This window comes from Vibrio sp. 10N.261.51.C6 (assembly GCF_041471785.1).
GTDB classification, from domain to species: Bacteria; Pseudomonadota; Gammaproteobacteria; order Enterobacterales; family Vibrionaceae; genus Vibrio; species Vibrio crassostreae_C.
The window spans coordinates 1-22,985 of the sequence record NZ_JBFRPB010000018.1 but is presented as its reverse complement, the minus strand read 5'-3'; the positions used below and the strand labels follow the sequence as shown (position 1 = coordinate 22,985).

Here is a 22,985-nt window from a genome sequence, read left to right as displayed (position 1 = left end):
TGCGACCTAGCCTTGAGTATCAAGCAAGTGATTAGATGGTTTTAAGTGCAGCGGCAATCCGGCAGCAACCAGCGTGACGCGCTCAACGACGCGAGCTAGCGCTTGGTTCATTCGTCCTGCATTGTCCACAAACAAGCGAGACACTTTACCCAGCGGCACCACACCTAAACCGACTTCGTTAGAGACCATGATAATTTGCGCCGGACTTTGCTCGACGCTTTTGACCAATACTTCAACCACGGCTTCAACCTGTTCATTAGTTGCGTCATCACCCAGTTCAAAGATGATGTTGTTCAACCACAAGGTTAGGCAATCAATCAATACCACATCTTCTTTCTCAAAAGACTGCAGTTTTTCGGCTAATTCGACGGGTACTTCATGCTCAATCCACTGCTCGCCACGACGTTGTTGATGGTGCGCGATTCGTTCTCGCATTTCATCATCAAGATATGTCGCTGTCGCAATATAATTGAGGCGTCCATTTGAACATGCTTCAAGCGCACATAATGCTTGTTGCTCTGCAAAACTAGACTTACCAGAACGAGCCCCGCCCAATACCAAATGGCTGTTTCGCTGGCTTGCTTGATTAATTTGATTAGCTTGAATAGTTTCATTCGTGTTGGTCATAGGAAGCCGTTATAGAAAGCCATTGTAAAATGCAGTAATGAATACAAGGTAAGTCAGCAACTCCATTAACTGTTGAGCCGCACCCAAGCAGTCCCCAGTAAAGCCGCCAATTCGAGCCGTTAACCACGTTTTAAAACCTGTTCTGAACAGATAGGCGACGACAGATAAAACCAAAGCGAATTCAAGACCAAACCACAGGCTAGGCAGCACGCCTACCAGCAACAAGAAGACAAGTTCGCCTTTGGTTTGCTTGTTGGCCAATGGTTTACTTTTACTGGTATCTAAATCACTGACATAAGGCATGTCGTAAATTAGCGATGCAGCAATCGCGCGGCTAAAGGTATAACTGGTCACGATTACCATAAACAGTCCCGTCATGCTTATGAGTTCATTCAACAGCACCCACTTGCCAAGCAGAGCCATAATCAGAGCAGACGCACCATAAGTACCGATTCGACTGTCTTTCATGATGGTCAAACGGCGTTCTAGGGTCATGCCGCCACCAATGCCATCGGCCATATCAGTCAAACCATCTTCATGGAATGCGCCAGTGAGCATCAGGCTAAAACTCATCATCAAAAAGATCGCTACTGCACTCGGCAGTATCACATCAAGTAGCAAGAACACACCGCCACACAGAACACCAAGCAACAAACCAACCGTTGAAAAGTAGCGACCAGAACGGTTCATTCGCTCTGTAGAATAGGGCGTGTTTTTCGGCATTGGCAAGCGAGAAAAGAAACCCATCGCCAGCGCAAAAAGCTCCCACTGATAAGTAACTCGATCTTTCAACGATCTTTCTGGTGCATCACTCATTAAACCGTGACTCCAGCACTTTCGAAGCTCGCCATGTTGTTATAGAACTCGGCTGCCGCACGAATGATTGGCATAGCTAGCGCAGCACCTGTGCCCTCGCCTAATCTCAATCCAAGATCGAGCAGTGGCTCAGCGTCGAGCAGCTCTAACAGAATTTTGTGTCCTGACTCTTCAGAGCGATGGGCGAAGATCATATAGTCTCGGCAACTCGGTTCAATTAAAGTCGCGACATACGCCGCAACCGACACGATAAAGCCATCGACTAATACTGGGGTTTTGTTTTGGTAAGCGCCAAGGAAAGCACCGACCATTTGAACGATTTCATAGCCACCGACTTGTGCGAGTACCTCTTTAATATCTTTAAGCCCTTTAATATCTTTAAGATCTGTAAGCTCTAAACCTTTGCAACGCGCGACACCTTGCTCAACCACAGCCACTTTACGTGCAAGCTGTTCATTGTTGATGCCAGTGCCTAGGCCAACACACTCCGCTGCAGCACGATTCGCTAATGCACTTAAGATCGCTGATGCGCTGCTGGTATTTCCGATACCCATTTCACCAAACATGATGATATTGGTGCCATTCGAAATGGTTTTAGATACAAGATCTGTACCCAGTTCAATCCCACGTTCAACCGTTTCTAAACTCATTGCCGCTTCATTGGCAAAGTTATTGGTTCGCGTACCCAAACGCTGAGAGATCAACATGTCACTGTCTGATTCCACAGGCAACAATATCCCCGTGTCGACTACCGTGATATCGATATTATTCACCGCACAGAAGCAATTGATCGCCGCGCCATCGCTTAAGAAGTTCAACACCATCTGTTGTGTTACCGCGCTTGGAGCAATACTCACGCCTTCGTCAGCAATGCCATGGTCGCCAGCAAAAATGATGATACTTGGCTTATTCAATTCGATGTGTTCAACCGCCGCTTCTTTGCCTTGGCTCTGAATCAATGCCAGTTGATGTGCGACTTTTTCGAGTAAACCAAGGGCACCGAGTGGCTTGGTTTTTTGGTCAATTCGGTGTTGGATGTACTGCGAGTATTGGGTATCTAACATAGTTTTTAAAAACGCTTATTCTGGGTACGTTGATTTAGGGACTGCTACTTAAGGATTGTTACTTAGGGCGTGCGACAGAAAACACATTGGAAAGCGTCGCGTATTCACCGCCACCAAGGCGAAACAAAGGGTCCAATGCCAACGCATCAATCTTAAGACGTTCACTCTCTTTATCGATCACGTCTTCGGAAATGTACACGGTTTCGACTTGAGCAAAGATGAGGCTTTGTGGCACCTCTCCAACCTCTTTTACTTCGTATAAGGTGCAGCCAAAAGCGACCGCGCACTCTTTCACTCTCGGTAAAGAGAAGCCTTCAAATTCAACCAGCTCAATGTTATTCGCGGTGACTTCCGAATCACCATGTTCAAGGGTAGCTGCTGTCGCCGTCATGGTTTCGGCAGAACTTGAAGAAGCAATGTGAATCACTAGCTTACCCGTTTCTAGGGCATTACGAGTGGTATCTTTGATTTCGCAGGACGGCTTCTTCCCAACCGATAACATCAGTAACGGCGGATTACTAGAAACAGGCGTGAAATAAGAGAAAGGCGCGAGGTTGTACTCTTGGTCAGAAGATTCCGTCAATGCCCACGCAATCGGGCGAGGAACAACGGTTTGTGTCATCAGGTGATAAATCTGAGTGGGAGCAAGAGTATCAAGCTTGAGGTTCATAGCACGTCCTTGGTCTATGTGAATTACGACTCAGTTTACGTGTTAAGCAATGCTGTATCTATGCCTAATCAACAGAAACCGTAGAGAGTGTTCTTAATTTAAACAGATCACACTGGTTTTTTCTCAAATTGACAATCAAATTGACGAACCCTAAAACACCTACAATACTGATAATAGATTTATCAATAACTTACATTTTGGCATCGTTTATGCTTTATCTAAAGTACTTGTTAATCTCTCCATTGATAAGTACCCATACAGTGAATGCCTACAACACTGACGCTATACAAAGAAAGACAATCGATTGAAAGACAAAACAGAACAACGATTTAGGAGGTGTAATGATTCCAAACTCAAGTAAAAGAAAACCAAATAAATCAAGTAAGAAAGCTAGCAAAAAGGTAAGGAAAATCCCACTGTCCTTTACCTAGTAAGAAGCAAGAAAAGTAACAAAGCCCGTCGCCCAGCGGGCTTTGTTATGTTTAACGCCTAACTTAAGTTTCAAACCGCATTTATCTTTCCCACCGCCATTATGTTTCATACCGTACTTATGCTTCAGGCCGTACTTATGCGTCGAGCCAAACTAAATCATCTCTTTTTCCATAAACAGGCGACTCCCCACATACTACTGACCACTCGTTTAACAAACTTTTATTCGCTTAAAATTCAAACACTGTTTATATTAAACAAGCACTTGTGGAGTGAAGAAGGGATTAAAATGAGCATTTCTGGAGACAAAACATCGGTCGTGGTGGCTGGTGCAACCGGGTTAATTGGTCATCATGTGATGAAGTTGCTCATCGATGAACCCGCCGTTGATCATATCTATGCCCTATCTCGCCGAGCGTTAGATTCACAGTTTGATTCCAACAAGCTCCACACACTCATTCACAGCGACCTGCAAGTTACCAGTTGGGATGACACGAATGCGACGCCTAATCTTGGCGTTATCTGCTTAGGTACGACTAAGAAAAAGGCAGGATCAAAAGAAGCGCTTCGCAAAATCGATGTGGAACTGGTTAGCCAAGTCGCACAGTCGATGAAGTTTCTTGGGGTTCAACGCGTAGCGGTCGTTTCTAGCTATGGCGCTTCACCAGATTCCTATTCGCACTACCTTCGCTGTAAAGGACAAATGGAACAAAATTTAAAACGTATTGGCTTCAAGCAGCTTTTCATCGCACGCCCTGGGCCTCTGGTGGGTGAGCGTGATGAACCTAGAGCTGATGAAAAACTCCTGCAAAGTGTCTTTCCTCTGCTGTCTCCATTTATGCTTGGTAAGTTCAAAAACCTACGCCCTATTCAGTCGGAAGACGTAGCCAAAGCAATGTTGTTCCGGTTATTCGAAAATAATTTCCAAAATATCGAAATTTACTCGTCAAGTGACATGCTCAATTTATTGGCAAAATATCGCTAAAAAGCTCACCTATTCATCACAATGTTGAATATCCACCCATCCTATTGAGTGGATATTACTAATCGTTCTAATAAATTACTTTTCCTTATTTTAAGTTTTGTTACAGGTCGCTACTGTAGCTAACAGTATTTGCGCCCATATATCTAAGCGCCCTATCGATTTAAAGAGATTCATAAGGAAAACAAATGTCATTTTCAGCTATCGCTGCCTTAGCGGTATTCACTGGTATCCTCTTTTTTCTCTACGGACAGCAGAAAAAAGAAAACACACTTTCTCGCCTCGTTTTACTCGGTTTAGTATTTGGTAGCGCATTTGGTCTTGGTCTACAGCTGTTATTTGGTGAAGGCAATCCGGTCATCAACGAAACACTAGACTGGGTAAATATTGTTGGCCGTGGTTATGTTGGCCTACTGAAAATGGTGATCATGCCATTAGTATTGGTTTCAATGATTGCAGCAGTAGTGAAGCTTGAAAAAGGCGGCTCACTGGGCAAGATTTCTGGTATCACCATTTCTGTACTGTTAGCAACAACCGCGATTTCTGCGATTGTTGGTATTGTTGTAACGCAAGCATTCGGCCTGTCTGCTGAAGGTTTAACAGAAGGCGCTCGCGAAACAGCACGTATCGCAACACTTGAAAGCCGCATCGGTAGCGTTTCAGACCTAACAATTCCACAAATGCTGATCAGCTTTATTCCGACTAACCCATTTGCAGACCTAACGGGGGCTCGCTCTACGTCTATCATCGCGGTTGTTATCTTTGGTGTGCTAACGGGCATCGCTGCTCGTAAAGTGATGGCAGAGAAAGAAGAACTAGAATCTCCAATCCGTACTTTCGTTGAAGCGTCACAATCTATCGTTATGCGCTTAGTTAAGATGATCATGGCACTAACGCCATACGGCATCGCAGCGTTAATGGCGAAGGTAGTTGCAACATCAAGTGCTTCTGACATCCTCAGCCTACTGGGTTTCATCGTTGCATCTTACGTTGCGATTCTACTGATGTTCGTCGTACACGGTGTGTTGGTTTCTTTTGTTGGTGTAAACCCGAAAGAGTACTTCCAAAAGATCTGGCCTGTACTGACGTTCGCTTTCACGTCTCGTAGTTCTGCAGCAACAATTCCACTGAACGTTGAAGCTCAAATCACTAAGCTAAACGTGCCACCAGCGATTGCTAACCTGTCTGCCTCTTTCGGTGCGACGATTGGTCAAAACGGTTGTGCGGGTATCTACCCTGCAATGCTAGCAGTCATGGTTGCGCCTACAGTTGGCATCGACCCAATGGACATCAACTTCATTCTGTCTCTGATTGCTATTATCACAGTGAGCTCATTCGGTATTGCTGGCGTAGGTGGCGGTGCAACGTTCGCGGCGCTTATCGTACTTCCTGCTATGGGTCTTCCTGTAACGATTGCAGCACTGCTTATCTCTATCGAGCCACTTATCGATATGGCACGTACGGCGCTTAACGTATCTGGTGCTATGACAGCCGGTACGATCACAAGCCGCCTATTAGGCAAGAAAGACAAGCAACAAGATCTGGAACAAGCGAACGCTTAATGGGTTCGATTGATTCAAGCACTTGAGTCTCGTTAAACAAAAAAACCGATGCACATGCATCGGTTTTTTATTATCTGTTACTTCTAACTTCCATTACTTCACGAGCAACAGCTTAGAACACAAGTTGAATGACTTTTTCGGCAAGTGCTTCATCGTCGTCTTCACTTAATCCGCTGACACCAATAGCGCCAATCACCTGCCCATTTAATTCAATGGGAACACCGCCTTTAAAGCCAGTGATCTTTGGGTCAGTCCAGTAACTTAAGTCTTTACCAGTTTCTCTCGCCCAAGCACCTAAGTTACCGCTTGGCTGTCTATCTCTTGCAGATGTATAAGCTTTGTTCTGTGCTAACAATCCGGCTTGAACACTCACATTATCCATGCGAATAAACGCCAGTAACTCACCGTGCGTATCACACACGCTCACCGCGATTGCTTGTTGATTACGCTCAGCAATGTCTAGAGCGTTAGACACCAGTTGTTGCGCGATCTTTTGATTCAACATATTCATTCCTTATGGCAGTGCTTGACCACGTGAGTACACGTATAGGTTGTACCACTCTTCACGAGACAGGTTTATCTGAGTCGCGACTGCCGAAGCTTTGATTCGCTCTAGATTTGTGGTGCCAATTACAGGTTGGATACGAGCAGGGTGACGAAGCAAAAATGCCAACACAATCGCTTCACTTTCTACGCCATATTGGTTCGCTAACTGAGCCACGTAGTGCGCTGTCTTTTTCACGTTTTCATGTTCTGAATACAAACCTTGCTCAGCAAATCGGCCTTGTGCCAAACAGCCCCAAGCTTGCAGTTGGATGTTATTCAATTGGCAATGTTCAAGAGTGCCTGCGGCGAAGTCTGATTGATGGTGCCCTTGCGAGTTAATCATCACCCCATCATTCAACCAATCCAATTTGGCTAAGCTCATCTCAACTTGATTCGCGACGATGGGTTGCCCAAGCGCAGATTGCAGGTACTGAATTTGATGGCTGTTCATGTTCGACACACCAAAATAATCGACCTTACCTTGCGCTTTTAAGTTCTCTAACGTTCTTGCTAGCTCATCGAGTTCCATCAAAGGATCAGGGCGGTGCAATAACAGCACATCAAGCTTTTCAGTATTCAATCGATTGAGAATACCGTCTACCGATTGGCCTACCCAATCAGCCGAGAAATCATAACGACCAACATTGCCCTCGCCTTCAAAACGAATCCCACACTTAGATTGAATGAACATCTGTTCACGCAGATCAGGCGCTTGTTGTAATGCTTGACCAAAGGCTTGCTCAGCTTTGCTGAAGGTATAGATATCCGCATGGTCGAATAAGTTAATGCCCGATTCTAGTGCGGTGCCGATTACGCTTCGTGTTTGAGCAACATCAGCACTCGTTACCGGGTTGTCGTTCCAGCCACCTCCAAGCCCCATGCATCCGTAGGCGATTTGCCCAACACCGTCTAGATGGTTTGATAGTGGGATGTTCTTTTGATTATCATTTTTGTTCGTTGAATCAATGCTGTTCGTCATACCTGATCTCGCTTAGAAGGTTTGATGCCAATAAATATGCCTCTATCATATTGTTCTTTTTAAAAAACAGAATATGCTAGTAACGAAATGATTGTTTGATATGACGAACAATAGATTAGTAGGAATGCGCGAATGAACGAACACAAAAGAATTGAACGACTGATCCTGTTTGTAGAACTTGCTCAGCAACTCAACTTTACCAAGGCAGCCGAAAAGCTCGGTATCTCTAAGAGCTACCTTTCTGAACAGATCAAACGTTTAGAGAACGATTTACAGTGCCCGCTTTTGGTCAGAACCACTCGCAGTGTTCGTTTAACCCAAGAAGGCGAACGCGCGTTACAACAAGGCTTAACGATTCGCTCGCAAGTCTTACAGCTTGAACGCAGTGTTTCTGAGCAACACGACATCGTCAAAGGCCTATTACGCCTCACTGCGCCAAAGATGTTTACTGAGGTATATCTATTCGATATCTGCCAACAGTTTAGGCAGCAATACCCTGAGATTCGTTTCGAGATAAACAGTAGCTACACCAACTTTAATCTCAATCAAGATGATATCGATATCGCGTTTCGTGCCACCAATACGCCACCTGACAACATGGTGGCGAAACACTTGATTAGCTATCAACATGATTTAGTCGCGACTCCCGGTTATCTTAACCAATTTGGTCGCCCTACCAATGTGAGTGACTTAAGTGATCATCAATGCTTAGCAACTCTGCACCAAACCGAGTGGCCTTTAAAATCGGTAAATATTGATGTGTCCGGCTGGCTTTCAAGTAATGACAACCACCTGCTTAAGCAACAAGCTATGGCAGGCAGTGGCATCATCCGTATTGCAAGTTACTACGTTGCGAAAGAGGTCGAACTGGGAGAATTAGAGCGAGTGCTGCCTGATGAATGTCTGCAACAAGGCAACAGTATTTATCTGTTCTATCCGCAAGTTATTTATCCGGCAAAGAAACACCAAGTGTTCGTTAAATTTGTTCAGAATTACTTTGAAAGCTTAAGTCGATAAAATGATGCACAGCTCACTAGGGCTTGTTGGTTTCATCTGGCCAAACATATTCGTCGTAGCGAGCTCTACTTCAACCTCTTCGGCTGAATGTGATACCAGTGAAAGTCGACTATATGGCCGATCTACTTTCAAGCCTACTCGTCCTAGTTCTTTTATTTTTTCTTGCTCTTACATTTACATTAATACCTAAACATTCACTCTACGAATCGTTTTTTATTGACTTAAAAATGAAATCATAACGACACACTAATTTGCGTAACTTAGGGTGCAAATAGGCAATCATATTACAGTGCCTATCAGGAGGATGTATGAAACCAAATCGATCTACGGTACTCACTGGACATGTAAAACACTGCCCATGCTGCTCTACCGAACTGGTCATCAAAGACCACATTCACGTTTGCCCGCGCAATGAAATTGGCGACTGTTACTTCGATGGCTATGACCAACACGAACAGCGCGCTAATACCGATTTTATCGATCATGCAAGTGCCAACGATAGCCTTGTTTACGGCATGTCAGAACACTAAGCGTTATTAAAGATTTGTTGAAGTCATTTCGCGCCAAAAAAAATGCAGCGCCAATCGAGTGATTGTTCGCTGCATTCTTAGATCCTGTAAACTTAGCTAACCATTAAAATGGAGCTAGGTAAAACGGATTACCACATTAGATCATCTGGGATCACGAAGTCTTTGTACGGGTCATCTTCGTCTACTTCGTCTGTGCTACCTGCCTGCGTATCAACGATAGATTCTTCGTCGCGCATAGCAATCTTGTTCGCTACTGCTGTTGGAATAACAACGTAGCTCTCGCCTTGACGAGCAATACTTAGAATGCCTTTACTTAGTTGCTTTTGAGTCAGCTCTTCTACGTAAAGATATTTAACTAGCGTACCGTCGGTGAAGTTGTATTTGATTTCACCGTTCTTCTGTTCGATCTTGTTCATCTCAATCAGTTGCTTCACTTGAGCTTTAATTTCTTTGCTCAACTGTTGTTCTTTCAACTGTTGGTTTAGCTCTTTGTCTTTCGCTTGCTGCGCCAGTTTAGTTTCTTCAGCTGCCGCTTTTGCTTCACGAGACTGAACGCGAGACTTTTTAGAGCCTTTCTTCGCCTTCTTTAATTTTTTCTCATTTACCAAGCCAGCTTTAAGCATCTGCTCTTGGAGTGTTAACTTTGCCATGACTTTCCCAGTTCAGGATTAAAAACGGCACTATCATACCTGTTTTTGAGGTTTCTGTTTACTGAACAAGAGTAAATTACAGAACAATCGCAAAATTTATGCTGATAGCTCTAAGCTGTGTCCATATTCCCTTCTTGTTGCTCACAACCTCCACTTTACCGCGACACACAGTTTTCACTTAAGCACGCCAATATTGGCTGTTCCACCGACTCGAAAGCATTAACTGACCCTATTATTCGCGCGCGTACCACTTATCATTCCGATAAGACAATATGTTAATTTTCAATGGTTAATCAATTTTATAAAACCTTGGCATATATCTCATATTTGAATAAATGCCATAGAGTTATAACTCCAATGTCATAACTCTTGACTACGTTATTCTAGACATCAATCAATAAGGATAACGTAAACGATGAAAACTCAATGGACTTGGTTAGCTGCACTTGTGGCATCCACATCAATCGCTTCGACCTCTGCGATCGCAGACACCGACGTGTATCTCACCAATAACACCAATCAAGTGATGACCATTCAAGCCAACCACACTGGTACCGACCTGCTTCAACTCGGTGATGAGTGGCAACAGCATGTTGAACAGATTGGTCCTTGGGAGACGAAGAAGCTGATAAGTTTCAACCGCTGGACTGGTGTGAAATCTGGGAAGACCTATGAGTTTGACACTGTGGTATCAAACGCTGTGGGCGAAAGTGTCACGCTCAACCAAACCATGAAGGGACATTGGTATAACTCGACACTGCAACATGGTTTGAGTGCCGCAGACGTCAACCTAACATTGCATGACGATCGTAATATTCATCGCAGCACAACCGATGCGTTCGGGGTCAATGCAGAGCTAGCCCTCAAAGCCGATTCTACAGCGTGCTATGATGATATTTATTACACCATCACCCCACCAAAAGTGGATGAGCAACCAGAGCCGGATGCCAATACACTCAAGGTCATGACTTACAACATCTGGGCGCTGCCTGCCATCGCTTCACATATTGGTGACCGCTATGACCTACTCCCTCAATATGTAAAGGGCTATGACGTGTTGGCGCTTCAAGAGGTGTTTGCTAACGGCAGAGATGAGTTCTTGCGTGAGCTTGCGAAAGAGTATCCTTATCAAACTAAAATGCTCGATAAAGATGGGATTAACATATACGACGGTGGTGTGATCATTGTCAGCCGCTATCCTATCGTTAATGAAGCGCAGTATGTTTTCCCTGATTGCACGGGCACAGATTGCTTTGCTGATAAAGGTGTTAACTACGCGGAAGTGATCAAGAATGGTCAGGCTTACCATGTTTTCGGTACCCACACGGCATCATTCGATACGGACACCGCTCGTGATTACCGACAACGTCAATTCAAGCAGATGCGTGCACTGGCGCAGTCTCTGAATATCCCGGCATCAGAAACTGTGGTTTACAGCGGTGACTTCAACGTGAACAAGCTCAAGTTCCCAGACGACTACCAACAGATGTTCGCTAACCTGCAAGCTGACGAACCAACCTACTCAGGTTACACCGCTTCTACCTTTGACCCACGCATCAACAACTTTGCGGGAGAGCCTATGTCGGGTGGCGAGAACGTTGAGTATCTCGATTATGTGGTAGTGAGCTCAGAGTATGCCGCTAAAGCGCATAACTACAATCGCGTGGATGTCCCAAGATCAACAAGCAGTGAGTTATGGAAGCACTACAACCTTTCAGACCACTTCCCTGTTAGCGCCGTGATCAAGTAACTCGGTGAACCAATAATGCATCGAGTTATATTAATCCTAATGCTCGTCTTAACGGCTAGCATTATTGGCTATTCGTGGTCATCAAAAACGAACGAAACAGCGCTATCTTCTGCTCAACACACAGAACCTAAGCCGCGTGTTTCTACGACAACTAATGACGATAATTCCACGCCTACTGCAACCGCTAGTTCGGAAAACTCCGCATCGCACAGCAATCAAGCCCAAGCTGGAGCACTGGACGGTAAAATTCTTGCTGAAAACTTGAGTGAGCTTGAAGGCAAGGCTTTGTTCGATGAACTCGATGGGTTCTGGAAGCTTTGCCAACAACGCGATGACTGCGCAGAGCAACTCGCACGATTGAAATCAGAATTGCCGGGCATATGGTTTGAGTTACTGAGCGACTATCCGCAGCTATCGGCTGACTGGCAATTAACACAAAGCACTATCCCACTTGAATCCATAGAGACTCTTGAAGATCGTGTTGCCTTATTCAAGCAATCTGCACAACAAGTATGGGGAGAGTTGGCCCACCAGTTATTCGCTGACCAGTTTGCTCATCTGGATTTTACGCTTGACGCTAACACCCTTGAAAAGAACGAAGCGAGCCAGTTTTTGGCCAACTATCAAGATTTGCTTAGTGAATGGCAAAACAATACGGGCACGTTAAACGCCGAAACACAGCTTCAAAAATATGAACTGGCAGTATCTTTGATACCCAGCAGCTATAGCCCTGCTGAAGTAGCATCAGTCAAAGCCGACCTTCAAGATGCCTACTTAGATGAAGCGCAGGCCAGCAACATTGCCGCGCGAGAACAACAAGTCGCACAACAGCAACAAACCGTGATGAGTTATCACGAGCAACTGGATCAGCTCAAAGCAACCTTAGACTCTCAGCACTCATCAAGTTATGCCACTTGGACTCAACAAGATTGGGACAGTTATTATCAACAGCAAGTCACCGATTTCAGGGAGCAGTTCTTTAGCAAGTAACGCCTTAACTTAAACCATCACGAAACTGAGCGGGCGTTTTATTGAGCCAACCTTTAAACGCCCTTCTGAAATTTGCTGGGTCGCTATAACCGAGCCTTTCACCGATGTCATCAATGCTCATGGTTGTGCCGAGTAATAGCTCTTTGGCCAGCTCCACTCGAACTTCGGTAAGCAATATTTGGTAACTGGATGCATGGGTCACTAGCTCTCGCCTGAGTGTACGAGAGCTACAACCAAACTCATCCGCGAGTTGTTCAATATTCGGGAAACTGCCTGCGGTTTGATAAAAGATCGTTTTGATCTGGTTAGTCAGCAGATGCTCAGAGTCCAACGTTTCCATTATCGACTGGCAAGACGCAAGATAGCGCTTCAGTGTCGCTGCATCATGAGTCAATAAGGTTTGCGACAAAACCGATACATCAAAACGCAGTTCACAATGGCTCTGCTCAAAAACTACAGGGCACTGGAAACGATCGTCATAGAGCTTGGCGTAATTAGTGCGTGTATAAGGCAAAGCCAAAATATGAATATCCAACTCATGACCAGTCAGCTCTTTGAATAAAGAGACGATTGAACTCAAGAAATATTCACTGCAGAAAGGAAGCAGATCGCCCACTTCCAATGTGTTCTCAATCTGAATCACTGCTTGCTCGGAATCTAGAAACAATTTAACCGAGAAGATAGGACCGTTCAGGCGCAAATACTTGAAGCCCGACTTGATGGCCTCCCCGACATTTTGACTGGTTGATAGCGCATAACCCAACACACCAAAGTGGCTCAAGCTAGCGTGCTCTCCCAACCAAAGCCCCAAACCATCGTGAGGAAAGCTCTGATTCGCCACGCTAAATAACGCAAGTTTATCAGCGTAAGTCAGCTTTCCATTCGGGTCTCGCCAATCCATGTTCGGCAAACCCACATCATTGAGTAGCCTTTCAATATCGAGACCTCGTTGCTCTAACGTATTCAACAGCAGCGCGATATCTAATGTACCCAACTGATGCCTATGTCCGGTTGGCTTATACTCCGCGATAATCTCCAATAGTATCTCCTTATATCGAGCCCATTCCCATAAACCTGGCTACTCAGCCTCAGCAACACACGTTGACAAAATCGTGATTGGTAACGCGCTCTTGTCCGAATATGACCTCCCAATTCTACGCTACTCATCGCACAATGGCTTTAGTTGTTAAATTTATGTGAACTATCGCAATGATAAAAACGAATCCTGCTCCACACAGTTTGATTGATTCTAATGGTCAGCCGATCATTGGACATTTCGATGGCATCCCCAAGCACCTGAACATCGAGAGCTTTGACTACCGAAACTCGATGGATTCAAAAGCAAATCTTTGGCAAAAGCACTTCCACTACAAGCAATTTCAATTTGTCAGCATCGTCACCGAAACGCACATTATCGGCGTGGCAATCGCGGATATTCGCTACTTAGGCTCGGCATTTTGTTATCTGTACGATATTGAAAACAACCATCTAGAAGAGTCATCTTGGTTGAGGCCATTAGGGTTTGATAAACAAGTTACCGCTTCGCCATTTGACGGAACGACAAACATTGCAGGCCAAAGCATCACCTTTAATATTGAAGGCGGGCAATGGCAAGTTCGATTGAATACCAAACTCATCAAGGCCGATATCGCTTTAGAGCCTGAAGCCGATAGCTTGCCCTTGGCGATGTGCAGCCCAACGGGGTATTCAGGTTGGACTTACACCCAAAAGCACAATGCTTTGCACATCAGCGGCGACATCCAAATCAAAGGAGAATCACTCGGTCTCGAACAAGCTCGTGCCGGATATGACTTTTCAGCGGGTTACATGAGGCGTGAAACCAGTTGGCGCTGGGCAAGCATCAACACGCAATCCAATGGCACAGATATTGGCCTAAACCTCGCGGCGGGCGTGAATGAAACCGGAGGCTGCGAAAACGTGTTATGGGTCAATGGAACCAGACACTTGCTTAACCCGGTACAGTTTACGTTCAGTCGCCAAGACACGAACTTGCCTTGGCAGATAACATCACCAGATGGGCGTATAGACCTGACCTTTACACCCCTCAATAACCGCAGCGAAAAGCTCAATTTATGGCTGTTAAAGAGTAACTTTCGTCAGTTCATTGGTCACTTTTCTGGCTCGATTGAAGACAACAATGGAGTGAAACATCAACTCGATGGTGTTCTTGGCCTAACTGAAGATCACTTTGCCCGCTGGTAGCGAAATTCTGCTGATTGAATCTCAGGCGAGCAAGTCGAAGTAAACTTGATACTAAGAACGCGTATGGCGTCTCAAGAAGGATAAAACATGAATATCGACCCATTAATCAATCACCCAGAATGGCTACTGCTGGTATTAGCGCCCTTATTCGTGGTGTGCATGTTGGCTGAGTATTTTATCGGTCAGAAGCAAGGTCGATTGCCAGATAATTCCAGCTATAAACTTTCAGAAGTGATGTGTAACTTCACGCTTGCGGGAATGCATCAACTCTCCGATTTGATCACCGGGTTATTGGTCGTGCAGTTGTATCTCTTGATGTTTAGTTGGCGTTTAATGGACATTGAAATGGGCGTGCTGAGTTTCATTGTGTTGATGATGTTGCAAGACTTTTGCTATTACTGGTTCCATAGAGCAAGCCATCGTGTTCGCTGGATGTGGGCAGCACACGTCGCGCACCACAGCTCAGAACAGATGAACTTCAGTACGGCTTTCCGTCAAAGCTTAATGTACCCATTCGCAGGCATGTGGTTGTTTTGGGTGCCGCTCGTCATCATAGGTTTCGACCCTAAATGGGTCATCTTTGTGGTGCTTCTCAATCTAGGTTTGCAGTTCTTCGTACATACTCAATGGATACGAAGCTTAGGACCACTTGAATACATCTTTAACACCCCATCACACCACCGTGTGCATCACGGCAAAAACCCGCAATACATCGATAAGAACTACGCCGGTGTTTTGATCATTTGGGATAAGTTGTTTAGTACGTTCGAACCGGAAGTTGAAACCGTACGTTACGGCGTCACCAAACCTGTAAATAGTTTCAATCCGATAACGGTGACCTTTCAAGAGTGGAAGGCCATATTCAAAGATTTGAGGAACCGAGAGCTAACCATGAAGCATAAAATCCAGTTGATACTCTCGCCTCCATCGGATTAAACGGACGATAGACAGATTGTATTAACTAAGAAACCGCCTCAATTGGTTTCAAAACCTTCCCCACTGACTCGATTGAATAGTAAAGCACCGTTTTCCAGCAATTTATTTGTGATCTGGGTTGCACGCGTACCGCATACTATCAGATACTGAACAAAACTAACCTTCAGCCACAGTAAACGTTCCGCGCTTGCTGTTCAGGAAATTCAATGAGTTCAGATAATCAGCCAACCTACTTCTTTTTCGATTACGAAACGTGGGGCGTTAGCCCAGCAAAAGACCGTCCGAGTCAGTTTGCGGGTGTTCGTACCGACCAAGATTTCAATGTTATTGGAGAGCCTCTGGTTATCTATTGCCAACCTCCCGCTGATTACCTCCCTGCGCCTGAAGCTGCACTGATCACCCGTATCACACCACAAAAAGCGGCTTCACAAGGTCTCCCTGAGCCAGAGTTTATCGCTAAGATCCATGCTGAGTTAGCGAAACCTAACACCACAAGCCTTGGCTACAACAGTATTCGATTTGATGATGAAGTAACGCGTTACACCTGTTACCGAAACTTCATCGACCCATATGCGTGGAGCTGGCAGAATGGCAACTCTCGTTGGGATTTATTAGATGTAATGCGCGCTGTTCACGCACTGCGTCCTGAAGGCATTGTTTGGCCAGAGAACGAAGAAGGTTACCCAAGCTTCAAACTGGAACACCTATCTGTGGCAAACGGCATTGAACACGAGAACGCGCACGATGCGATGGCCGATGTTATTGCGACCATCGAGTTAGCGAAGAAGCTGAAAGCTGCGCAACCTAAGATGTTCGATTACCTTTACAACATGCGTCATAAGCGTAAGCTGAATGATCTGGTTGATATCGTAAACATGACACCATTAATGCACGTTTCAGGCATGTTTGGCCGTGACTGCAACTACACCAGCTGGATTGTGCCTATGGCTTGGCACCCAACCAATCAAAATGCCGTTATCGTGGTTGATTTAGCCAAAGATCCAAGCCCACTGTTAGAACTGGACGCTGATGAACTCAGAGAAAGGCTCTATACCAAACGCAGTGAACTGGGTGAAGACGAACTACCCGTACCCATCAAATTGGTTCAGCTAAACAAGTGCCCTATTCTTGCTCCAGCCAAAACGCTAACGGCTGAAAATGCTGAAACCATCGGTATCGATCGCCAACAATGCCTGAAAAACTTGGCACTGCTGCGCGAACACCCAGAGATCCGCGAAAAACTGATCGGCCTGTATTCACAAGAGCGCGAGTACGAAAAGAGTGATGATGTTGATACACACCTTTACGACGGTTTCTTTTCACCTGCTGATAAAACAGCGATGAACATCATTCGCGAAACTGACCCGAACAACTTGGCGGCTTTGGATATCACCTTCAGTGACGAACGAATTAAACCGTTACTGTTCCGTTACCGTGCGCGTAACTTCCCATGGACGCTCGACGAAGCTGAGCAATTGAAATGGGCGAACCATTGTCGTGAGTTTTATGAGTGCCGTTTAGAAGAGTACATGCTCAACCTTGAAAACCTCGCGCACGAACATGAAAGTGACGAGAAGAAAATGGCTATCTTGAAGGCGGTTTATCAATACGTAGAAAAGTTAGCTAGCTAATTCCATTATCAAGAGACGTAACACTTTGAAAGAAAGATTGATCCAACTGGTTTACTGCTTAATCTCCTTCACCTTAATCATAGGTGCACTTACAGCAGGTAACGCGTTACAGCACTTTTTGGATACCTCAATTCCAGGCAGTATTTTTGGCATGTTGATTCTGTTTGCCGCCATGGTGATTGGTATTGTTCCTTCGCACTGGGTACAGCCCGGTGCAAGCTTGATTATCCGCCTAATGATCTTACTGTTTGTTCCGATCAGTGTTGGGTTGATGGATCATTTCGACATGCTCATCGCGAACGCATTGCCAATTATGGCGAGCGCCGTTGGTGGCACATTATTGGTGTTAGTATCCTTATCATGGTTCTTAGACCGCTTGCTTTCGAGAGGTAACTGATCATGTGGATTCTACTCACCATCGTGGTATTCCTATTTGCTCGCTGGGTAAGTCAAAAAGTAAACTCGCCGCTGTGTAACCCCCTGCTTATCAGCATTGGTATCATCATTCCGATTCTCACGTTCTTTAGAGTACCGTTTGAGACTTACTATGCTGACAACACTTGGATTACCTACATGCTGCAGCCTGCGGTTGTTGCACTTGCTTACCCACTTTATGAGCAGCTACCTCAAATCAGAGCCAACTGGCGCATCATTACCTTTGCGTGCACGCTAGGCAGTGTGATGTCGATGACAACAACGGCAGTGATCGCAGTAGCATTTAAAGCGGACTTAACTTTGATTGCGAGCTTGTTAGGCAAATCAGTCACCACGCCAATTGCAATGGAAGTATCGAGCCATTTAGGTGGTGAAGCAGCGATTGCGGCAATACTGGTATTGATTGTGGGTCTATTTGGGGCAATTTTTGCTTACCCAATCTACAACCTCATTGGTATTAAGAGCCCGATCGCCCGTGGTTTAACCATGGGTACCGTGTCTCACGCTTTAGGCACCGCGACTTGTGCGGAAAAGAATCAGGAAGATGCAGCATTCAGTTCTTTGGCTCTTGTGCTTTGTGGCGTCATTACCTCAATCATCGCACCGAGTATATTTTCGCTCGTGGTTTGGTTCTACTCTTAACCTAAACGATCACTACGCGATTCAGCCCAACCAGAATGCTGTTTATTACAGTGTCTGTTTGGGCTTTTTATTCGCATTTATTTAGCAATAGCAGTCAAGTCACGGTCTTTTACGAGCAATAAGTGCGATATCAGCTGTATAAATGGCTCTTGTAATCGATTTCAAGTGTGACCTCACTCTAATTATGCAAACCAATGTAACAACAACAATTCAATAGTGACCTTTATCACAGAAAATTCCTGAGCAATGCATAAACTTAAAGCCTAAGGTCAATTAAGGATTCAACATGAACAGTCGTATTACCCTGGCGCTGGAAAGTGCTCCATCAGCAATGAAAGCGCTTTTGAGTGACATCGTATTAGCAGACAACTTTGACGCGACATTGTCTCCAGAACAATTTGCTAGCCTACTGCAAGCAAGTGGTCTAGCGGATGACGAACTACGTATTGCGCTACTTCCTTTTGCCGCAGCGTATTCTTACGCTCCGTTATCTGACTTTTATGTTGGTGCAATCGTGCGTGGTTTGTCTGGTACTCTGTATTTTGGTGCAAACCTTGAAATCGCTGGTGCTCAACTTGGTCAAACCGTTCACGCTGAGCAATCTGCAATCAGCCACGCTTGGATGAAAGGCGAACTAGGTATCTCAGATATCACCATCAACTTCAGTCCTTGTGGTCACTGTCGTCAATTCATGAACGAACTGACAACAGCAAAAGAACTTAAAGTTCAGCTTCCACAACGTGATGAAATGTCTCTGCAAGAGTACCTGCCAGACTCGTTCGGCCCTGCTGATTTAGGTGTGACAACGGGCTTAATGACAAAGCTTGATCATAAATACACGACCGAAGAAACAACGCCTATTGTTGTAGAAGCGCTAGCAGCACTAAACCGCAGCCATGCTCCTTACACCAAAAACCTAAGTGGTGTTTCACTACAACTGACGTCGGGTGAGGTTTTCACCGGTGCTTACGCTGAAAATGCAGCGTTCAACCCGAGCCTACCACCTCTGCAAGTCGCGTTAATTCAACTTAAACTGGCTGGCTTCGATTTCGAACAAATTGAAAGTGCTGCTTTGGTTGAAATCGCAGAAGGTAGCATCAGTCACCTAGCGGATACGCAATCTACATTAGAAGCGATTAATCCCGACATTCCAGTGACTTACTTAGCAATATAAGTACATCTGATTAACAAAAATTTAAATAAGCAGCCCTATTTAACAGGGCTGCTTTTTTTATGCCTGTAATTAACGCAACAACTTGCGCAAACGTTTGCTTTTGTCATTGAAATAAGTATGATCACCCCGTTTTCAATCAATCGTTCAAAAGATCGGAAGGAATTTCTATGTTTGGTACTGCTACTCGTGAAAATGCTACTCGTGTACTTCTATTAGGTTCAGGTGAACTCGGCAAAGAAGTTGCTATCGAGTGCCAACGTTTAGGTTTGGAAGTTATTGCTTGTGATCGTTATGCAGACGCACCAGCAATGCAAGTTGCGCATCGTAGCCATGTATTAGACATGTTAGACGGCGATGCACTTCAAGCGATCATTGAACTAGAAAAGCCAGATTATGTGGTTCCTGAAATTGAAGCTATTGCCACCAGCAAGTTGGTAGAGCTAGAAGCGCAAGGCTTAAATGTCGTTCCAACTGCGAATGCGACCAAGCTAACGATGAACCGCGAAGGTATCCGTCGTCTAGCCGCAGAAGAGCTAAAACTGAGCACTTCTCCTTACCGCTTTGCAGACACCTTTGAAGATTTCTCAGCCGCTGTTGAATTCGTCGGTATGCCTTGCGTTGTTAAGCCAGTAATGAGCTCTTCAGGTAAAGGTCAAAGCGTTATCAAAACAGAGGAAGACATTCAGAAGTCTTGGGACTACGCACAAGAAGGCGGTCGTACTGGTGCGGGTCGTGTGATCGTTGAAGGCTTCATCGACTTTGATTACGAGATCACGCTTCTAACCGTTCGCGCAGTCGACGGTGTTCACTTCTGTGCACCTATCGGTCACCGCCAAGAAGACGGTGATTACCGTGAATCATGGCAGCCACAAGTGATGTCAGACAACGCACTTAAAGCGGCGCAATACACGGCTGAACAAGTGGTTAATGCACTAGGTGGTCACGGTATCTTCGGCGTAGAGCTGTTTGTTAAAGGCGATCACGTTATCTTCAACGAAGTATCCCCTCGCCCACACGATACAGGCCTAGTAACATTGATGTCTCAAGACTCATCGGAATTCGCACTGCACGTACGAGCCTTTACGGGTATGCCGATCAAATCCATCACGCAATACGGCCCTTGTGCCTCTGCCGTAATCCTTGGTCAAGGCACATCAACGAATATCCGCTTTGAAGGCCTTGCAGAAGCGCTAGACGCACCACAAACGCAAGTTCGCTTGTTTGGTAAGCCTGATATCGATGGTCGCCGTCGTCTTGGTGTGGCGCTTACTCGTCGCAACAGCACTGAGACAGCGATTGAAGATGCAATTGAGAGCGCGTCAAAAGTAAAAGTGATTTACTAACCTGCTATTCAATTCTGAACAATCACGAGTTCAAATCTGAACCATAAAAAGACGGGCTATCGAGCCCGTCTTTTTGTTGGTGTTATCTGTTCGCTTAACTAAGCAGACTGAACTTAAGCGTCTGACTCAATCAAATACACTTCTTCACAGAAGCGAGACAAGCCTTTCTTAGCAATCTTCGGATGTTCATCGTCTGCGATGTCCTGATTCAACAATGTGATCTTATAACCTGCGAACAACTGATCGATTTCTAGCTTAGGCACGCTAAACGGAGGCCCAGCCATTTCGTTTTGGTCGTAATCCAGTGTTACCAAAAGAATCTTACCACCCGGTTTCAGTAGTTGTTTCAAACGCTCGACATACTGCACTCGCATCTCTTCAGGCAATGCCACTAAAGAAGCTCGGTCATAAATAATGTCAACAGGCTGAATAGGCGCTGTGAAGTAGTCTCCCGTGTAAACACTCAATTCATCGAATTGGTAGAGCTCGTGCTGACCGCTAATTTGAGTCACAGTCGGGGTATAAAGGTGCTCTGCAAAAAATGCGCGAACCGCAATCTGGCTTAACTCGACACCTTGAACATCTTCATGCTTTGAAGCTAGCCAAATCAGATCTTCACTTTTGCCACAAAGTGGAACAAACACACTCTTCTCGTAGCTAGGCTCAGTCTTTTCCCAAAATTTAATCAGAAGTGGGTTTACATCTTCGAGGTGGAAACCAATTTGGTTGGCTGCCCATTTATTGTGCCAAAATTCAGGATTATTCATCTTTCGTTCATGTTAAACAGTCATAATGCAAGGGTACAGTATAGAGAGGTAAGAGCAACCTTAGCTTGGTTTAAAGTACTAAATTGATTTCGATAAAATCAGAAACTGGCTAAGTTCAAAGTTCTGATAATTGCGGAACTAACGGTTGGGTTATTTGGCTATATCTTCACATTTTAAAGCAATATTAAACGTTAGAATTGGTTTCTGTCTTAGCTAGCCTCATTTAATATGTAGTGAAATTAGTTAAGCTGTTTTTACTCTTGTGCGTTACTGGTTACCCCTTTTGACTACCCGTTTTTTGTAACCTTGTATTTTGGAGTTTGAATGAGTGTATTTCTCCGTACGACGGCCCTAATGCTTTTGGTATTGAGCCGAGCGCCTGCATTCGCAGCAGCACCTGTTTCAACAAGTTCAACAGATCAAACGCGCACTCCTGCGCAAAACCAAGTATCTTCAAACGTATTCCGTCATAGTTTGAGCGGCCTTTACGGCATCAAAGCCTTCGACTCACGCCCGACTCAGCCTTACACCGACTTCGATATTTTGTACAGCAAAGCGCATCAAGGCCAAGCTGAACTAGAAACTATCTGTAAAAGTACTGCCCTACTCACCAATTCTGAAGCGCTATTTGCTGGCGTTAAATCTCAAGCTCGCGCAGAAGAAAAAATCGCCCTTGAGCTTGATGGTGATGTGACAAAAATTACCGACTTAGCCCGTGCAACTATCATCGCGAACGATGTAGAGAGCTTGGTTGAAGTTTACGAAGCGTTAAGCCGTGAAGCAGACGTTGTTAAGCTGAAAAACAAGTTTAAATCACCAGCTGACTCTGGCTACCGTGACCTTAACTTGTTGGTTCGTTTGCCTAAAACCAACATCATTGCAGAGGTTCAACTTCACTTAAAAGCGATTGCTGATGTGAAAAGTGGTCCTGAGCACGAGCTGTACGAAATTATCCAAGGTATTGAGCGTCACGCAATTGCAGAACATCGCCCAATCAACGATATCGAAGCGGCACAAATCAATAGCCTACGACGCCAATCTTTAGAGCTTTACCAACAAGCATGGCAACCGTACATTACAACGCACATTAAAGCGGCTTAACACATAGATAGGCTATTCCAATAAACATCACAAGGGCTGCACTCGCAGCCCTTTTTAGTACTTGTTGAGTAGCCTCTCCACTTCCTATCCCAAATAATCAGATCGTTTAAATTTAGATCTC

23 protein-coding genes are annotated in these 22,985 nt (G+C 45.1%); 14 read left to right on the top strand and 9 right to left on the bottom strand.

Annotation, left to right across the window (positions count from 1 at the left end):
• Window positions 1-6 precede the first annotated feature (6 nt).
• The 4 genes from cobU to AB4375_RS04180 are packed head-to-tail and all read right to left on the bottom strand — an operon-like array spanning window position 7 to window position 3,177.
• Window positions 7-627, bottom strand: coding sequence for a bifunctional adenosylcobinamide kinase/adenosylcobinamide-phosphate guanylyltransferase (gene cobU, locus AB4375_RS04195; RefSeq protein WP_372051071.1), 621 nt, complete (start codon window positions 625-627; stop codon window positions 7-9).
• A 9-nt stretch (window positions 628-636) separates the two neighbouring features.
• Entirely contained in the window at window positions 637-1,443 is an 807-nt protein-coding gene (locus AB4375_RS04190; RefSeq protein ID WP_372051070.1) for an adenosylcobinamide-GDP ribazoletransferase, read from the bottom strand.
• Window positions 1,443-2,507, bottom strand: a complete 1,065-nt coding sequence (gene cobT / locus AB4375_RS04185) for a nicotinate-nucleotide--dimethylbenzimidazole phosphoribosyltransferase (protein WP_372051069.1) — start codon at window positions 2,505-2,507, stop codon at window positions 1,443-1,445. Before cobT ends, AB4375_RS04190 begins: the two co-directional genes overlap by 1 nt.
• A 58-nt stretch (window positions 2,508-2,565) precedes the next feature.
• The gene (locus tag AB4375_RS04180) at window positions 2,566-3,177 is read right to left on the bottom strand and encodes a flavin reductase family protein (RefSeq protein WP_372051068.1); all 612 of its coding nucleotides are present in this window, start codon (window positions 3,175-3,177) and stop codon (window positions 2,566-2,568) included.
• A 718-nt stretch (window positions 3,178-3,895) separates the two neighbouring features.
• On the opposite strand from AB4375_RS04180, the gene AB4375_RS04175 reads away from it, so the two are divergent.
• On the top strand, window positions 3,896-4,591 hold the full coding sequence (locus tag AB4375_RS04175) for an NAD-dependent epimerase/dehydratase family protein (RefSeq protein WP_017059149.1): 696 nt from the start codon (window positions 3,896-3,898) through the stop codon (window positions 4,589-4,591).
• A 185-nt stretch (window positions 4,592-4,776) separates the two neighbouring features.
• Window positions 4,777-6,150, top strand: a complete 1,374-nt coding sequence (locus tag AB4375_RS04170; RefSeq protein ID WP_017059148.1) for an L-cystine transporter — start codon at window positions 4,777-4,779, stop codon at window positions 6,148-6,150.
• 112 nt (window positions 6,151-6,262) lie between these two features.
• On the opposite strand, the gene AB4375_RS04165 is transcribed toward AB4375_RS04170, so the two are convergent.
• The gene (locus AB4375_RS04165) at window positions 6,263-6,655 is read right to left on the bottom strand and encodes a heme-binding protein (protein ID WP_017066157.1); all 393 of its coding nucleotides are present in this window, start codon (window positions 6,653-6,655) and stop codon (window positions 6,263-6,265) included.
• A gap of 9 nt (window positions 6,656-6,664) precedes the next feature.
• Window positions 6,665-7,675 (bottom strand): aldo/keto reductase family oxidoreductase, encoded by a 1,011-nt coding sequence (locus tag AB4375_RS04160; RefSeq protein WP_372051067.1) that lies wholly within the window; start codon window positions 7,673-7,675, stop codon window positions 6,665-6,667.
• A 132-nt stretch (window positions 7,676-7,807) separates the two neighbouring features.
• Between AB4375_RS04160 and AB4375_RS04155 the strand changes: the two genes are divergently transcribed.
• Window positions 7,808-8,692, top strand: coding sequence for a LysR family transcriptional regulator (locus AB4375_RS04155; RefSeq protein ID WP_102393873.1), 885 nt, complete (start codon window positions 7,808-7,810; stop codon window positions 8,690-8,692).
• Between the two features lie 308 nt (window positions 8,693-9,000).
• Window positions 9,001-9,222 carry a hypothetical protein gene (locus AB4375_RS04150; protein ID WP_017059142.1) on the top strand — a complete coding sequence of 74 codons (222 nt, stop codon included), beginning with the start codon at window positions 9,001-9,003 and terminating at the stop codon, window positions 9,220-9,222.
• A 128-nt stretch (window positions 9,223-9,350) separates the two neighbouring features.
• Here AB4375_RS04150 and AB4375_RS04145 read toward each other — a convergent pair whose 3' ends face one another.
• Window positions 9,351-9,872, bottom strand: a complete 522-nt coding sequence (locus AB4375_RS04145; protein WP_010441213.1) for a DUF2058 domain-containing protein — start codon at window positions 9,870-9,872, stop codon at window positions 9,351-9,353.
• Window positions 9,873-10,287: 415 nt separating this feature from the next.
• Here AB4375_RS04145 and AB4375_RS04140 point away from each other — a divergent pair, with 415 nt between their 5' ends.
• A complete protein-coding gene (locus tag AB4375_RS04140) occupies window positions 10,288-11,622 on the top strand; it encodes a sphingomyelin phosphodiesterase (RefSeq protein WP_372051066.1) in 1,335 nt (444 codons plus the stop codon).
• A 39-nt stretch (window positions 11,623-11,661) separates the two neighbouring features.
• On the top strand, window positions 11,662-12,612 hold the full coding sequence (locus AB4375_RS04135; RefSeq protein WP_372051081.1) for a chromosome partitioning protein ParA: 951 nt from the start codon (window positions 11,662-11,664) through the stop codon (window positions 12,610-12,612).
• Window positions 12,613-12,616: 4 nt separating this feature from the next.
• On the opposite strand, the gene AB4375_RS04130 is transcribed toward AB4375_RS04135, so the two are convergent.
• Complete coding sequence (locus AB4375_RS04130) at window positions 12,617-13,651, bottom strand: AraC family transcriptional regulator (RefSeq protein ID WP_372051065.1); 1,035 nt, start codon at window positions 13,649-13,651, stop codon at window positions 12,617-12,619.
• Between the two features lie 170 nt (window positions 13,652-13,821).
• Between AB4375_RS04130 and AB4375_RS04125 the strand changes: the two genes are divergently transcribed.
• From AB4375_RS04125 to purT, 7 genes are all read left to right on the top strand, one after another.
• Window positions 13,822-14,835, top strand: coding sequence for a DUF2804 domain-containing protein (locus AB4375_RS04125; protein WP_372051064.1), 1,014 nt, complete (start codon window positions 13,822-13,824; stop codon window positions 14,833-14,835).
• An 87-nt stretch (window positions 14,836-14,922) separates the two neighbouring features.
• Window positions 14,923-15,771 carry a sterol desaturase family protein gene (locus tag AB4375_RS04120; protein WP_372051063.1) on the top strand — a complete coding sequence of 283 codons (849 nt, stop codon included), beginning with the start codon at window positions 14,923-14,925 and terminating at the stop codon, window positions 15,769-15,771.
• A 206-nt stretch (window positions 15,772-15,977) separates the two neighbouring features.
• Window positions 15,978-17,402: an exodeoxyribonuclease I gene (gene sbcB, locus AB4375_RS04115; protein WP_017070926.1), complete on the top strand. Its 1,425-nt coding sequence runs from the start codon at window positions 15,978-15,980 to the stop codon at window positions 17,400-17,402.
• A 25-nt stretch (window positions 17,403-17,427) separates the two neighbouring features.
• Window positions 17,428-17,799 carry a CidA/LrgA family protein gene (locus AB4375_RS04110; RefSeq protein ID WP_004734867.1) on the top strand — a complete coding sequence of 124 codons (372 nt, stop codon included), beginning with the start codon at window positions 17,428-17,430 and terminating at the stop codon, window positions 17,797-17,799.
• A 2-nt stretch (window positions 17,800-17,801) separates the two neighbouring features.
• Window positions 17,802-18,479 (top strand): LrgB family protein, encoded by a 678-nt coding sequence (locus AB4375_RS04105; protein WP_017059134.1) that lies wholly within the window; start codon window positions 17,802-17,804, stop codon window positions 18,477-18,479.
• 286 nt (window positions 18,480-18,765) lie between these two features.
• On the top strand, window positions 18,766-19,653 hold the full coding sequence (gene cdd, locus AB4375_RS04100; protein WP_372051062.1) for a cytidine deaminase: 888 nt from the start codon (window positions 18,766-18,768) through the stop codon (window positions 19,651-19,653).
• A 167-nt stretch (window positions 19,654-19,820) separates the two neighbouring features.
• Window positions 19,821-20,996, top strand: coding sequence for a formate-dependent phosphoribosylglycinamide formyltransferase (gene purT, locus AB4375_RS04095; RefSeq protein ID WP_017069826.1), 1,176 nt, complete (start codon window positions 19,821-19,823; stop codon window positions 20,994-20,996).
• Window positions 20,997-21,109: 113 nt separating this feature from the next.
• Here purT and AB4375_RS04090 read toward each other — a convergent pair whose 3' ends face one another.
• Window positions 21,110-21,763: a thiopurine S-methyltransferase gene (locus AB4375_RS04090; protein ID WP_017069827.1), complete on the bottom strand. Its 654-nt coding sequence runs from the start codon at window positions 21,761-21,763 to the stop codon at window positions 21,110-21,112.
• A gap of 324 nt (window positions 21,764-22,087) precedes the next feature.
• Here AB4375_RS04090 and AB4375_RS04085 point away from each other — a divergent pair, with 324 nt between their 5' ends.
• On the top strand, window positions 22,088-22,864 hold the full coding sequence (locus tag AB4375_RS04085) for a RelA/SpoT domain-containing protein (protein ID WP_017059130.1): 777 nt from the start codon (window positions 22,088-22,090) through the stop codon (window positions 22,862-22,864).
• Window positions 22,865-22,985: the final 121 nt, after the last annotated feature.